Annotated in this window: 16 protein-coding genes; 6 read left to right on the top strand and 10 right to left on the bottom strand. The window is 67.0% G+C overall.

Annotated elements, in window-relative coordinates; genetic code table 11:
- The first annotated feature begins 51 nt into the window (after positions 1-51).
- Positions 52-1,518 (top strand): IS1182 family transposase, encoded by a 1,467-nt coding sequence (locus QMO14_RS24570; RefSeq protein WP_301510355.1) that lies wholly within the window; start codon positions 52-54, stop codon positions 1,516-1,518.
- Positions 1,519-1,616: 98 nt separating this feature from the next.
- Here the strand turns inward: QMO14_RS24570 and QMO14_RS24565 are convergent, their stop codons facing one another.
- From QMO14_RS24565 to QMO14_RS24540, 6 genes are all read right to left on the bottom strand, one after another.
- Positions 1,617-2,183: a bacterioferritin gene (locus tag QMO14_RS24565; RefSeq protein WP_301510345.1), complete on the bottom strand. Its 567-nt coding sequence runs from the start codon at positions 2,181-2,183 to the stop codon at positions 1,617-1,619.
- Positions 2,180-2,755 (bottom strand): hypothetical protein, encoded by a 576-nt coding sequence (locus QMO14_RS24560; protein WP_301510344.1) that lies wholly within the window; start codon positions 2,753-2,755, stop codon positions 2,180-2,182. The genes QMO14_RS24565 and QMO14_RS24560 overlap by 4 nt, the downstream gene beginning before the upstream one ends.
- The gene (locus QMO14_RS24555) at positions 2,742-3,125 is read right to left on the bottom strand and encodes a phage holin family protein (protein ID WP_301510342.1); all 384 of its coding nucleotides are present in this window, start codon (positions 3,123-3,125) and stop codon (positions 2,742-2,744) included. Before QMO14_RS24555 ends, QMO14_RS24560 begins: the two co-directional genes overlap by 14 nt.
- Positions 3,126-3,164: 39 nt before the next feature.
- Entirely contained in the window at positions 3,165-3,542 is a 378-nt protein-coding gene (locus tag QMO14_RS24550) for a hypothetical protein (RefSeq protein ID WP_176663088.1), read from the bottom strand.
- Between the two features lie 54 nt (positions 3,543-3,596).
- Entirely contained in the window at positions 3,597-3,761 is a 165-nt protein-coding gene (locus tag QMO14_RS24545) for a DUF1328 domain-containing protein (RefSeq protein WP_007837165.1), read from the bottom strand.
- A 199-nt stretch (positions 3,762-3,960) separates the two neighbouring features.
- Positions 3,961-5,280: a CHASE3 domain-containing protein gene (locus tag QMO14_RS24540; RefSeq protein ID WP_301510340.1), complete on the bottom strand. Its 1,320-nt coding sequence runs from the start codon at positions 5,278-5,280 to the stop codon at positions 3,961-3,963.
- A gap of 131 nt (positions 5,281-5,411) precedes the next feature.
- On the opposite strand from QMO14_RS24540, the gene QMO14_RS24535 reads away from it, so the two are divergent.
- Entirely contained in the window at positions 5,412-6,044 is a 633-nt protein-coding gene (locus QMO14_RS24535; protein ID WP_019656595.1) for a response regulator transcription factor, read from the top strand.
- Positions 6,045-6,093: 49 nt separating this feature from the next.
- Here the strand turns inward: QMO14_RS24535 and QMO14_RS24530 are convergent, their stop codons facing one another.
- Entirely contained in the window at positions 6,094-6,507 is a 414-nt protein-coding gene (locus QMO14_RS24530; protein ID WP_301510353.1) for a response regulator transcription factor, read from the bottom strand.
- Positions 6,508-6,748: 241 nt separating this feature from the next.
- On the opposite strand from QMO14_RS24530, the gene QMO14_RS24525 reads away from it, so the two are divergent.
- Positions 6,749-8,788: an AsmA family protein gene (locus QMO14_RS24525; RefSeq protein ID WP_301510338.1), complete on the top strand. Its 2,040-nt coding sequence runs from the start codon at positions 6,749-6,751 to the stop codon at positions 8,786-8,788.
- Between the two features lie 9 nt (positions 8,789-8,797).
- Here QMO14_RS24525 and QMO14_RS24520 read toward each other — a convergent pair whose 3' ends face one another.
- The 3 genes from QMO14_RS24520 to gpmA form a co-directional block, all read right to left on the bottom strand.
- Positions 8,798-9,568: a molybdopterin-synthase adenylyltransferase MoeB gene (locus QMO14_RS24520; RefSeq protein ID WP_301510337.1), complete on the bottom strand. Its 771-nt coding sequence runs from the start codon at positions 9,566-9,568 to the stop codon at positions 8,798-8,800.
- A gap of 115 nt (positions 9,569-9,683) precedes the next feature.
- Positions 9,684-11,126, bottom strand: a complete 1,443-nt coding sequence (locus QMO14_RS24515; RefSeq protein ID WP_301510352.1) for a S41 family peptidase — start codon at positions 11,124-11,126, stop codon at positions 9,684-9,686.
- A 127-nt stretch (positions 11,127-11,253) separates the two neighbouring features.
- A complete protein-coding gene (gene gpmA / locus QMO14_RS24510) occupies positions 11,254-11,997 on the bottom strand; it encodes a 2,3-diphosphoglycerate-dependent phosphoglycerate mutase (protein WP_301510335.1) in 744 nt (247 codons plus the stop codon).
- Between the two features lie 81 nt (positions 11,998-12,078).
- Here gpmA and QMO14_RS24505 point away from each other — a divergent pair, with 81 nt between their 5' ends.
- The 3 genes from QMO14_RS24505 to secB all read left to right on the top strand — a co-directional run bounded on the left by QMO14_RS24505 (position 12,079) and on the right by secB (position 13,351).
- Positions 12,079-12,486, top strand: a complete 408-nt coding sequence (locus tag QMO14_RS24505) for a rhodanese-like domain-containing protein (protein ID WP_301510351.1) — start codon at positions 12,079-12,081, stop codon at positions 12,484-12,486.
- 20 nt (positions 12,487-12,506) lie between these two features.
- Complete coding sequence (grxC, locus tag QMO14_RS24500) at positions 12,507-12,767, top strand: glutaredoxin 3 (RefSeq protein ID WP_106937051.1); 261 nt, start codon at positions 12,507-12,509, stop codon at positions 12,765-12,767.
- 119 nt (positions 12,768-12,886) lie between these two features.
- The gene (gene secB, locus QMO14_RS24495) at positions 12,887-13,351 is read left to right on the top strand and encodes a protein-export chaperone SecB (RefSeq protein ID WP_125946789.1); all 465 of its coding nucleotides are present in this window, start codon (positions 12,887-12,889) and stop codon (positions 13,349-13,351) included.
- The last annotated feature ends 39 nt before the right edge of the window (positions 13,352-13,390 follow it).

The raw sequence follows: 13,390 nt of genomic DNA, 5'->3' as shown, positions 1-13,390 counted from the left end.
CAAACCCTCAAGCCCTCGCGTTGCGAGGGTTTTGTGCTTTTTAATGGCGGGATGCTCAAGAGCCCGACACCTGCGCAGCAGGAACTGGAGATGGTGACGCTGGAGATGCTGGTGCCGCAGGATCACCTGCTGCGCAAGATCGATGCGGCGGTGGATTTCGAGTTCATCCGAGCGAAGGTTTCGCACCTGTACTGCGCCGACAACGGCCGCCCGGCGCTCGATCCGGTGGTGATGTTCAAGCTGCTGCTGGTGGGCTACCTGTTCGGGGTGCGYAGCGAGCGGCAGCTGATGCGCGAAGTGCAGGTCAACGTGGCCTATCGCTGGTTTGCCGGCTTTCGCCTGACCGACAAGGTCCCCGATGCGTCCACGTTCTCGCAGAACCGGCGACGGCGCTACACCGACACCAGCGTGTACCAGGAGGTCTTCGACGAGATCGTGCGCCAGGCGATCGACCACGGCATGGTCGAGGGCCGGGTGCTGTACACCGACAGCACGCACTTGAAGGCCAACGCCAACAAGGGCAAGTTCGATGTGGTGCAAGTGCAGCAGACGCCCTCGGCGTACCTGGGCGAGCTGGACGCGGCGGTGGATGCGGACCGCGCCGCGCACGGCAAGAAGCCTCTGGCGCGCGATGACGACGACACGCCGGGGCCGGGCAAGGAGATCAAGCGCAGCCGCACAGACCCCGACAGCGGCTTCATGGTGCGCGAGGACAAGCCCCGAGGCTTCTTCTACCTGGACCATCGCACGGTGGACGCCAGGCACGCCATCATCACCGACACGCACGTGACGCCGGCCTCGGTGCACGACAGCCAGCCGTATCTGGGGCGGCTGGACCGCCAGCGCGAGCGCTTCGGCCTGCAGGTGCAGGCCGTGGGCCTGGATGCGGGCTACTTCACGCCGGCGATCTGCCAGGGGCTGGAGGCGCGAGGTATTGCCGGGGTGATGGGCTACCGCACGCCGAACCACAAGCCAGGCACCTTCTACAAGCGCCAGTACGTGTACGACCGCTACCTTGACGAGTACGTCTGCCCGTCCGGTCAGGCGCTGGCGTACAGCACGACCAACCGTGTGGGCTACCGCGAATACAAGTCCGATCCTGCGATCTGCCGGTGCTGCGCCGTGCGCACGCAATGCACGAACAGCGCCAATGCGCAGAAGGTGGTGGTGCGCCACGTGTGGGAGTGGGCCAAGGAGCGTGTGGATGCCAGGCGCCTGACGCCAGAGGGCCAGCGGCTGTACGCGCGGCGCAAGGAGACAGTGGAGCGCAGCTTCGCCGACGCCAAGCAGTTGCACGGCCACCGCTACGCGCGCATGCGCGGGCTGCGCAAGGTGGCCGAGCAGTGCCTGCTGGCCGCGSCCGCGCAGAACATCAAGAAGATCGCGCTGCTGCTGGCGCGCATGAGGGCGCTTTTATGTCGCGYCAGGCGCTGCGCAGCCATGAAAAGGCTCTTGGAGCGCTACTTGGTCGCTGTCGCTGGGCTGTGGCCCCATCGTCGCGAAATCAGCTTCACCTGAAAGAAAAAACCCCGCGTTCCAGAAAACGGGGGGTTCGTCAGCAGTCTGAGCCCGGCAGTGCCGGGCTTTCCTTCATGGGCCGAGCGGTCGCTCGCTCGTCAATGCCCGAGCCAGTCCTTCAACTCGTCGGCATGCTCCTCCTCGTCGGCCAGGATGCCTTCGAGCATGCGGCGCGTGGTCGGGTCCTTGTCGCCGATCAACGCGATCATCTGGCGGTACGACTCCACCGCGATGCGTTCCGCGATCAGGTTGGCGCGCACCATCGACTGGAGATCGGTCGATTCGTCGTACGAGGCGTGGCTGCGGTCCAGCAGGTGCGTGGGCGCGAAGTCGGGTTCGCCGCCGAGCTGCACGATGCGCTCGGCGATCAGGTCGGCATGGGCCGATTCCTCGTTGGCGTGCACCAGGAACTCGTCGGCGATGGCGGGCGACTCGACGCCGTTGGCCGTGAAGTAGTGGCGCTTGTAGCGCAGGACGCAGACCAGCTCGGTGGCCAGCGCATCGTTCAGCAGCTTGACGACGTCGTCGCGCCAGGGGCCGTAGCTCGGGGTGACGGCGCCGTCGTCCAGGCTCTTGCGGGCGGCGTCGAGGCCGCTCTGGTCGAGCGCCAGGTGCTTGCGGCCGGCGGCCTTGGAGGTCGATGCGGGAGAAACGTCGGTTTTCATGGAGAGTCCTTTCGTGGGGGGCGAGGTGAACTTGGGGTCTTGCTCATCAGGGTGTTGATGAGGTCGGCCACGTCGGATGTCTTCAGTACCGCCGCGAGCACCGCCGTTGCCGACAGCAGGCGCCAGGGCCTGACCAGCACCAGCACCGCGCCGGTGGCGGCCGCGGCGGCCATCAGCTTGGCCGGTTCCTTGCGGGCATAGTGTTCGAGCATCGGGCGCGCCAGCTGTCCGACCGCATGCGCGGGATGCCTGCGCCACCAGCGTTCGAGCACGCTGCGGCCCACGGCGAGCCACACGTTCCCGTTTCTTCTTCTTCCTCCGCCTTCTCCTTGTCCTCCCGGGTTTCCCTCTCCTCTGTCTTGCGGGTGGGCTGGGCGCCGGCCGGCGGCCTGCGCTTCGTGGTGTGCGTATTCCAGGTCGTCCGGATCATCCAGACGGAACCTGCCGTCGTTGCGGTCGTAGCTTTCGTCGTCGACACCGCCGTTCAGCTGCCGCACCAGCGCACGGCGCGAGAGGGCCAGGCGCTGCTGCGGGGTCAGTTGCTGCGGGTGGCGGCGATCAGAAGCGGTCATGGCTTGCTCCGGCTTCGCGCAGGGCCTGCAGGTCGGCGTCGAGCTGCGAGCGCAGGTCTTCGAAGGCGTAGTTCGGTGCGGGCCTCGTCGCGTACCAGGTACAGATGGCCGCGATCACCACGGCCACGCCCGGCACGGCCAACAGCACCCAGTGGAAGCTGCCGTGCATCACGCCGAGCAGGACTGCCACGCCGATCAGCCCAAGGGCCAGCGTGACGGTGGCTACCGCCAGCACGGCGGCGACGATTCGTGCGGCGATGCCGCGCCCCGCCTGAGCTGATTCCTGCCGGACGAGGGCGGCGTAGTTGGCGAGGTGTTCAGCGACGAGTTCCGGATGCCCGAGCACCGTGGAGAAAAGGGGATGGAGCATGGTGCCGGGATCGATCGACGACAGAAGCCTCTTGCTGGATCAGTAGTCGTCCCGGCTGCGGCGGCTGGCCAGCACGATGAGCGCCGTGATGGCTGCGCCGGCGGCGGCGGCCAGAAGCACCGAGCGCACGGGCTGGTCGGAGATGTAGCGGCCGGTCACGTCGGCCGCCTGCTCGAGGCGGCGCTGCGCACGTGCGCTGGTGGTGGACGCGGCGTCCAGGCCGCGCTGAACGGCTTGCTGCACGCGGGCTGCCAGTTGCTCGACGGCCGGCTCGGAATCGCGCTGCAGGTCGCGGACCTTTTCGCCCGCCGCATTCACCGCGTTCTGTGCGTAGGCGCGCGTGGTCTCGACCGCGTCACGGGCGGTCTGGCGCGCTTCGTCGGCGAGTTGCGAGGGAGTCTTGGTCGTCGTGTTCATGTGAAAGTCCTTTCCGGAAAAGTGAAATGCGCAAGCCCGTTGATCGTAACGACGCTACTTGCGTCGTAGCAAGCCGGCAAGGAAGCTCGCGATCGCAAGGATCGCGAAGATCACGAAAAGGATCTTGGCGATACCGACCGCGCTGGCGGCGATGCCGCCGAACCCGAAGAGGGCAGCGATCAGGGCGATGACCAGAAACACCACGGCGTAGTGCAGCATGTGGAACTCCTTCGAGGCTTGGCTCGTTGTCTTGGAAACATCGCACCGGCCGAATCCCAAAAGAGGAAAGCACCGATGCCATGGATGCAACCTTAAGTGGAGGCCCGTGCCGGACCTGTCAGCGGCCGGGGGCGGGGTGCGTAGGAGATGGCCGAGTGGCCTCGCGGCTGGCGTGTGCGGAAGTGCCGCATCGCCCGGCTCAGGCCGGCTTGACGACCGGCAGCATGGCGCTCAGCCGCGTGCCCTTGCCCGGTGCCGATGCGATCGTGAGCTTGCCGCGCGCGGCCTCCACGCGATGCCGCATGCCGGCGAGACCGTGCGTGGAAGGCCGCATGCGCTGGGTGTCGAAGCCCTTGCCGTTGTCCGCCACTTCCACCACCACGTGGTTGTCGTAGTTCTTCATGACGATCGTGGCTTCCGTGGCCTCGGCGTACTTGCCGATATTGGTGAGGCTCTCCTGCACCATCCGGTAGATGGTGAGCTGGCGAGACTCGTCCATGCTCACCGGCTCGAGCACCATTTCCACCTGGAGGCCCGAGCGCTCGCCGAACTCGCGTCCCAGTATCTCCAGCGAAGCGACCAGCCCGAGATTGGACAGCGACGACGGCCGCAGGTCCTCGATGATGCGGCGCTTGAGCGCGATGCCGCTGTTGAGCAGTTCGGTCAGGTGCTGCAGCCGCTGGATCGCGTCGGGAGCATCTGCCAGCCGCGATTTCAGCCGCGCCACGTCGAGCTTGGCGGCAGTGAGCAGGGAGCCAAGCTCGTCGTGCAGTTCGCGCGCGAGGAAGCCGCGTTCGGTCTCGCGCACGTCCTGCAGATGCGTGGCCAGCTCGGCCAGCGAGGCGGTGCGCTCGCGGACCTCGTCTTCCAGGGCGTTGCGCTCGCGCTGCAGAGCCTCCTGCTGGCGCTCGCCGATGGAGCGCAGCGCATGCGTCTGGCGCAGGTACAGGAAGAAGGCGAACAGCGCGGCCAGCGCCACGATGGAGGTGCCGATGCGCGCCAACTGCAACGAGCGCAGCACCTGGGCCTGGCTCTGATGCAGAGTGCCGTCGCTGATCTTCACCAGCTCGCCGGCCGTGGCGCGGATGGCTTCCATCTCCTCCTTGCCCACGTCGGTGGTGATGACGAACTTCCAGGCGTCCTCCTTGCCGTCCTGGCGCAGGCGCACGCTCATGTCCATCTCGGCGATCTTGCGCAGCACGTGCTTCGACAACTCGGCCAGCTGGCCGAGTTCGGCCGGCCGGCCGGCATACAGGCGGCGCAGCGTGGCGAGGTGGCCGTCGACCTGCTTGACCGCGTCGTCGTAGGGTTTCCGGTAGCTTGGCTCGCCGGTCAGCAGGTAGCCTCTCTGGCCGGTTTCGGCGTCCAGCATGTTCTGCAGGATCTGGTTGAGCTTGCTGCGCACCTGCTGCGCCTCGTCGATGTCGGCGAGGGCGCGGCTGGACTGCCGGTAGCCGGCCTCGTTGATACCGACGAGGGCCAGCGCGGCCAGCGCCGCGAGCAACAGGCTCACAGCCATTCTTGGAGGGGCTAACCAGTGCATGAAACTTTCAAGGCTGCTTGCGGCGCAAGTTCGTGAATAATTGACAACAATCAGGGACCTGGCATGTTGCGGCCCTCGGGTGCGCAACACAACGACGAAAGTAACAAATGATCAAAATCGGAATTGTGGACGACCACGCCATCGTGCGATCGGGCCTCCGGCAGTTCTTCTCCGAGCACGTGGACCTGCGCGTGGCGGGCGAGGCAGCCAGCGGCCGCGAAGCCATCGAACTGGTGCGCACCACGGAGCTGGATGTGCTGGTCATGGACCTTTCGATGCCCGGGCAAAGCGGTATCGATGCCCTCGCCATGATCCGCGCCAAGGCGCCGGACGTGGGCATCCTCATCCTGAGCGGCTACCCCGAGGAGCACTACGCGATGAACCTGATCCGTCAGGGCGCGAGCGGCTACCTCAACAAGGAGTGCGATCCCATCGAGATCGTCAACGCCATCCGCACCATCGCGCTGGGCCGGCGCTACATCACGCCCGCCGTGGCCGAACTGCTGGCCCGCCAGCTCGACCGCAAGGACGACGCCGCGCCGCACGAGCAGCTCTCGGAGCGGGAATTCCAGGTGTTCCTGAAGCTCGCCAAGGGCGAGACCGCCGGCGACATCGCCAAGACGCTGTCCCTGTCGGTCAAGACCGTGAGCACCTATCGCACGCGCCTGATGGAGAAGATGAACCTCTCCTCCAACAGCGACCTCACCTACTACGCGCTGAAGAACAAGCTGATCGACTGAGATCGGCTGGTGGGCAGGGGAGGGGGCCAAGGCGGCTTCTTCTCGTGGCTCAACCCGTGGCGCCGGGCGAGGAGCGCGAAGCGCGGTCGCGGGCCTGGACGAGGCAGAACTCGACCAGTGCGTCGATCTCGTTGGACTTGTCGAATACCGCGTCCACGCCGAATTCGGCGCAGCGCCGACGGATATCGGGCGTCGCGTAGTTGCTGAGCACCACCACCTTCTGCACCGGCTTGCGGGCCTGGCAGGCTTGCAGAACGCCGAGGCCGCTGCCCTGCTTGAGAAAGAGGTCGACGATGACGAGATCCCACTCGCCATCGTGCCCGAGCAGCCATGCACGCGCGCCGCTTTCGGTTTCGGCAAAGCCGACGACATTGGCACAGGTGAGTTCTTCCAGCGTGCCGATGAGGTTTTCCCGGATGGTGAGGTTGTCTTCGACAACATAAGTCTGCAATCTGGAATCCATGCCGAACCGCTCTTCCTCGAGGTTGGCAGACGCGTTGAGCGCCATCGTTGGCGTTGGCGGGAGTGCCTGCCCCAAGGACTTTGCTGCGTCTCCCGCACGCATCATGCAAGCTTCAGCGGCGGGCGGCTGTAGGCGGGTTCCGACTCAGGGCCTGGAGGTGCGAACAGTAGGCAATACCTCACGATCCCTGCGGTTCGCCTCCGACCGTGGCCCAGGCTCCTCGTGAGTTAAAAGGGGCCTCATGGCAACGACGAACGCAACGAGCAAGGCCGGCCTTCCGTCGGGGCGGCCGTTCTGGCAGAAGCTGCTGGCGGGTTTCGTGCTGCTGCTCGCGGTGCTGGCCGTGGTGCTCGCCTTCTTCCCCTGGGACGTGCTGCGCGAGCCGGTCAACCGCTACGTCAGCGAGAAGACCGGCCGCAAGTTCGAGATCACCCGCCGGCTCGACGTGGGGCTCGGGTGGCGGCAGGCCACCGTGAGGCTCGACGGCATCGAGTTCGCCAACCCCTCGTGGGCGCGCGACCCGTATCTGGTGAAGGCGGAGCGCGCCGACTTCGACATCCGCCTCTGGCCCCTGATCTCGAGCCGCATCGTCATTCCCAGGCTGGCGCTTTCCTCGCCCACGGTGGGGTTGCAGATGGAAGCTGACGGCCGCCGCACCTGGGCGCTGGGCAAGGAAGGCAAGGACAGCTCCGAAGGCGGCACCGTGCCCACCATCGGCCAGGTGCAGGTCGACAGCGGCGCGGTCGACTTTCTCGCCAAGCACCTGGGCGTCGACCTGCACGCCGACTTGAACTACGACAGCAGCCGCGGCGAGATGCCGCTGGACTACCGCATCAAGGGCCGCTACAAGGGACAGCCGCTGACCGCCAGCGGGCGCACCGGCAACGTGCTCCAGATCGAGGCCACGAACGCGCCGCCTTTTCCGGTCGAGATCCGCGCCGCCGCAGGCCAGACGCAGCTGAAGGCGGCTGGTACGGTCGCCCGCCTGTCGGACCTGGACGGCATCGACGCCAGGTTCGACATCAAGGGCCAGACGCTGGGCGCGCTGTTCCCGCTGCTGGGCATCGCGCTGCCGCAGACCTCGCCCTACACCCTGAGCGGCAAGCTCGACAAGCGCGGCAAGCTGTGGGAGGCCTCCGGCCTCAAAGGCCGGCTGGGCCTGTCCGACATCGCGGGCGACATGCGCTTCGACCAGGCCGGCAAGCTGCCGCACCTGTCGGGCGACCTGCGCTCGAACGTGATGGACATGGACGACCTCGGCCCGCTGATCGGCCTGCCGCCCACCGCGCGCACCGCCGCCACGGTGGAAGGCGTTGCGCCGCCGCCGACCGTCACCCAGGTCAGGCGCCCCGGCGGCAAGGTGCTGCCCACGGCGCCGCTGGACTTCGAGCGCCTGCGCGCGATGAATGCCGACGTGAAGTACACCGCCGAGCGCATCCGCAACGTGCGCGACGTGCCGTTGGAACGCGGCAGCGTGCAGGTGAAGCTGGCCGAGGGCGTGCTCACGCTCGACCCGCTCGACCTGGGCGTGGCCGGCGGCCGGCTGAGCGGTGCGATCCGCATCGACGGCTCGAAGAACCCGGCGGACATCCGCGCCTCGCTCGATGCCCGCGCCATGCAGCTCGCGCGCCTGTTCCCGAAGCTGGAGACCACCGGCAACAGCGTGGGGCGACTGGACGGGCGCATCAATCTCTCCGGCTCAGGCAGTACCGTGGCGAACTGGCTCGGGGGCGTGTCGGGCGACGTGGCGGTCATCTCGGGGCGCGGCCAGTTCGGCAATCTGCTGCCGGTGTTCGCGACCCTGGTGGGCGGCGACATCATCAAGTTCATGCTGCGCGGCGACCGCAACGTGGAGCTGCGGTGCGCGGCGCTGGCCTTCGACGTCAACAAGGGCCTGATGACCGGCCGCACGCTGGTGGTGGACACCACCAACGCCGTGTTCATCGCCACCGGCCAGGCCAACCTGGCGACCGAGGGCCTGGACTTCGTGATCCGTCCGGAGCCCAAGAGCAAGAACATCCTGTCGATCCGCACCCCGCTGGTGGTGAGCGGCACCTTCGGCGATCCCAAGGGTGGTCTGGAGGTCGGGCCGCTGGCCGGGCGCGGGCTGGCCGCGCTGGCGCTGGGCGCGGTCAATCCGCTGCTGGCACTGGCCGCGACCATAGAGACGGGGCCGGGCGAGGATTCCGACTGCAAGGGCGTGGTGGCGCAGGCGAACAAGCCCACGGCAGGGGCGGCGGCCAAGGGCGCTTCCCGGGCCAGGGGTGCCCGGCAGCCCTAGGCGGCAGCCCTAGTTAGAGTGGGACGGTACGGGGCGCTGCGCGCAGACGCTGCAGTGCGGATCGCGCGCCACGCGCAGCGTTTCGAACGAGGTGCTGCGCCCGTCGAACATCAGCAGCTTGCCCGCCAGCGATGGGCCGATGCCGGCCAGCAGCTTCAGCGCCTCGCTGGCCTGCAGCGTGCCGATGGTGCCCACCACGGGGCCGAACACGCCGAGCACCGCGCAGCGCGTTTCCTCGAAGCTTGCGTCGGGCGGGAACAGGCAGGCGTAGCAGGGTGAGCCGGCGTCGCGGGTGTCGTAGACGCTCAACTGGCCGTCGAAACGGATCGCCGCGCCCGCCACCAGCGGCTTTGCATGCGCCACGCAGGCACGGTTGACCGCCTGCCGGGTGGCGAAGTTGTCGCAGCAGTCGACCACCACGTCGGCCTCGGCGACCAGGCGCGACAGCAGCGCCTCGTCGGCGCGCAGCGCGTGGGTTTCGATGGCGATATCGGCGTTGATGTCGCGCATGGCCTGCGCGGCTGATTCGACCTTGGGAAGGCCGACGCGCGCGTGGGTGTGGGCCACCTGGCGCTGGAGATTGGTGAGGTCGACCTCGTCGTCGTCGACCAGCACGATGCGCCCGACCCCCGCTGCCGCGAGGTAGAGGGCCACCGGCGAGCCCAGCCCGCCGGCGCCTATGACGAGAATCCGTCCGGCACTGACGCGGGCCTGCCCGTCGATGCCGAATTCTTCGAGAAGGATGTGGCGCGAATAGCGCAGCAGATCGTGGTCATTCATGCTCGCCCCCAGGCTTGCCCGCTTCGTGTGGCCGCCCACCCCCCACCGGGGGCAATACCGGCGGCCCGGCAAAGCCGGTTCCGCGGTATTCCCGTAAAGAACCGGCTTGCCGGGCTCAGTTCTCTTTCTTCTCTTCCTTGCTGTCGACGATGACCTGCGTCTTGCTCACGAGCACTGGCTGGCCCTTCAGGCGGTTGAGCGCCTGCACGAGCGGGAAGTCCTTGTCGGTGCCGAACTCGGGCACCTTGCGGTCCTGCGGCGGCTTCTTGGCTTCTTCCTCGAGGCGCTTGCGGGCTTCGTCGCGGGCCTTCTCGCGTTCCGGGTCCTTCACTTCGGGGCCCTGGCCGCTGGCCAGGTGCTTCTCGAGGTCGGCCTCGCGCATGCGCAGGGCGGCGAAGGGGCTGCCCTCGGCGCTTTCGTCGACCAGCACGTTGGGCACGATGCCCTTGGCCTGGATCGAAGTGCCGCTGGGCGTGTAGTAGCGCGCGGTGGTGATCTTCAGGCCGGTGTCGGGGCCGAGCGGACGCACCGTCTGCACCGAGCCCTTGCCGAAGGTCTGGCTGCCCATGATGGTGGCGCGCTTGTGGTCCTGCAGCGCGCCGGCCACGATTTCGCTGGCGGAAGCCGAGCCTTCGTTCACCAGCACCACCAGAGGCACGGTCTTGAGCGCGGCCGGCAGGCTGCGCAGCGGATCGCTGCCCGAACGGCGCTGGTAGAACTCCGGGGCCGCCTTGTAGACCGCCTTGCTCTCGGCCAGCTGCCCGTCGGTGGTCACCACGGTGACGTTCTCGGGCAGGAAAGCCGACGACACCGCCACGGCCGCGTCGAGCAGGCCGCCCGGATCGTTGCGCAGGTCGAGCACCAGGCCCTTGAGGTTCGGGTCTTCCTTGTACATCTCGTCGATCTTCTTGACGAAGTCGTCGACGGTGCGTTCCTGGAACTGCGAGAGGCGGATCCAGCCGTAGCCCGGCTCGATGATCTTGCCGCGGACCGACTGCGTGCGAATCTCCTCGCGCGTGATGGTCACGGGGAAGGTACGGCTCTCGTCCTTGCGGAAGATGGTCAGCAGCACCTTGGTGTTGGCTTCGCCGCGCATGCGCTTGACCGCCTCGTTCAGCGACAGGCCGCGCACGGCGGTGTCGTCGATCTTGGTGATCAGGTCATTGGGCTTGAGGCCCGCGCGGAAGGCGGGGGAGCCCTCGATGGGCGAGACGACCTTGATGAGGCCGTCTTCCTGGGAAATCTCGATGCCCACGCCGACGAAGCGCCCGGTGGTGCCTTCCCTGAATTCCTTGAAGGACTTCTTGTCGAAGTACTGTGAGTGCGGGTCGAGCCCGGCGACCATGCCCGAGATGGCGTCGGAGATCAGCTTCTTCTCGTCGACCGGCTCCACGTAGTCGCTCTTGACCATTCCGAAGACGGCGGCGAGTTGCTGCAATTCCTCGAGAGGCAGGGGCGCGAGCGAACCGCGAGCGACGGTCTGCAGCGAGACGGTGGTCAGGACGCCTGCAACGGCGCCGGCGGCGACCCAGCCGGTGATCTTGAGTTTCTGGCCCATCATGAGTGGTTGTCCTTGTCGGCGGCTGTCAGTCCAATATACACAGCTTGGAAGCAAATTGTTTGCCGGGGTTCCACGGGTGGAGCGCCGGACGGGGGCTTTTACAAGGCGCTCCTGGCGGGCGTTTTCAGCCCTTGCCTTGCGAAGCCACCGCAGCGGCGGCCTTTTCGGCGGCCGCGGCATCGCCGAGGTAGTAGTGGCGCAGCGGCTTGAGGTCGTCGTCGAGCTCGTAGACCAGCGGAATGCCGTTCGGGATGTTCAGCCCGACGATGGCATCGTCGGAGATGCCATCGAGGTACTTCACCAGCGCGCGGATCGAGTTGCCGTGGGCCGCCACCACCAGCCGGCGGCCGGTGCGGATGGCCGGCGCCATCGATTCGTTCCAGAAGGGCAGCACACGCGCCACCGTGTCCTTCAGGCACTCGGTCAGCGGGATCTGCTCGGGCGAGAGCTTGGCGTAGCGCACGTCGCCGCGCTCGCTGCGCGGGTCGTCGGCTTCCAGCGGCGGGGGCGGGGTGCCGTAGCTGCGGCGCCAGACCAGCACCTGCTCGTCGCCGTACTTCTTGGCGGTTTCGGCCTTGTTCAGGCCCTGCAGGCCGCCGTAGTGGCGCTCGTTCAGGCGCCAGGAATGCACCACGGGCAGCCAGGTGCGGTCGAGTTCGTCGAGCGTGTGCCACAGGGTGCGGGTGGCGCGCTTGAGCACGCTCGTGTAGGCGACGTCGAAGTCGTAGCCCTCGGCTTTCAGCAGCCGGCCGGCCTGCTTGGCCTGTTCGACCCCGGTTTCGGTCAGGTCGACGTCGGTCCATCCGGTGAAGCGATTTTCGAGATTCCAGGTCGATTCACCGTGACGGATCAATACCAGTTTGTGCATGTGGGAGGCCTTTGGCTGCGCTTGCGAAACCTCGCATTCTAAAATCCCCGGTTTGCCATTCAAGGAACCCCCGTGAAATTGATCGAATTCGTCACCGCGAACTGGATGCTGATCCTGATCGCGCTCAGCTCGGGAGCCATGCTGGCCTGGCCGCTGGTGCGAGGGGCGGGCGGCGGAACACTCACGGCCCAGGGCGCCGTGCAGCTCATCAACCGCGAGCGCGCGGTGCTGGTCGATGTGCGCGAACCCGAAGAATTCGCCACCGGCCACATGATCGGTGCCAAGAATGTTCCCCTGAACCAGCTCGAGGAAAAACTCACCGGCGCGGTCAAGAACAAGAACGTGCCGCTGCTGCTGGTGTGCGCCACCGGCGCCCGCGCCCAGCGCGCCGTGGCCGTGGCCAGGAAGCTGGGCTACGAGCAGGCCCAAGCGGTGTCCGGCGGGCTGAAGGCGTGGAAAGACGCTAACCTGCCGGTTGAAAAAGCCTGAGGCCTCCCAAGGTAGAGCGTATGCAAGCAGTCAAGATGTACACCACCGCCGTTTGCCCCTACTGCACGCGCGCGAAGCAGATCCTGAAGTCCAAGGGTGTCGAGCAGATCGAGGAGATCCGCATCGACACCGACCCCCAGGCCCGCAACACCATGATGGAGATCACCCAGCGCCGCACGGTGCCGCAGATCTTCATCGGCGACACCCACGTGGGCGGCTGCGACGACCTGATGGCGCTCGACAGCCGCGGCGGGCTCGTTCCGCTGCTGCAGGGCGCCTGAAACCGGTCCTGACCCGGAGCCGTCTTTCGGCGGGGCCATAATCGCCAGTTCACTCATCTGCAGCCCGCTGCGGGACCCCCTCCCCAGCGGGCATTGTTTTGATCCTCGAAAGTTCAGCCATGGCCGACCAGCAAGCCCAAGATCCCGTCTTCCAGATCCAGCGCGTCTACCTCAAGGACCTGTCGCTCGAGCAGCCCAATTCGCCCGCGATCCTGCTGGAGCAGGAACAGCCCACCGTCGACATCCAGCTCGGCGTGGACGCCCAGCCCGTGGCTGAAGGCATCTTCGAGATCACCGTATCGGCCACCGTGCAGACCAAGATCGGCGACAAGACCGTGTTCCTGGTCGAGGCCAAGCAGGCCGGCATCTTCGAGATCCGCCACCTGCCGGAAGAGCAGATGGGCGCCATCCTGGGCATCGCCTGCCCGCAGATCGTCTACCCCTACCTGCGCGGCAACGTGGCCGACGTGATCCAGCGCGGCGGCTTCCCGCCCGTGCACCTGGCCGAAATCAACTTCCAGGCCATGTACGAGCAGCAGCAGGCCCAGGCCGCCGGACAGGCTGCGCCCTCGCTGGCGCAGTAATCGCGGCTTGAAGCCGTACAGCCGCAGCAGCCACCGACG

The sequence above is a fragment of the Variovorax sp. CAN15 genome (assembly GCF_030462475.1).
Classification (GTDB): Bacteria; Pseudomonadota; Gammaproteobacteria; order Burkholderiales; family Burkholderiaceae_C; genus Variovorax.
This window is presented reverse-complemented; position numbering and strand designations above follow the sequence as displayed.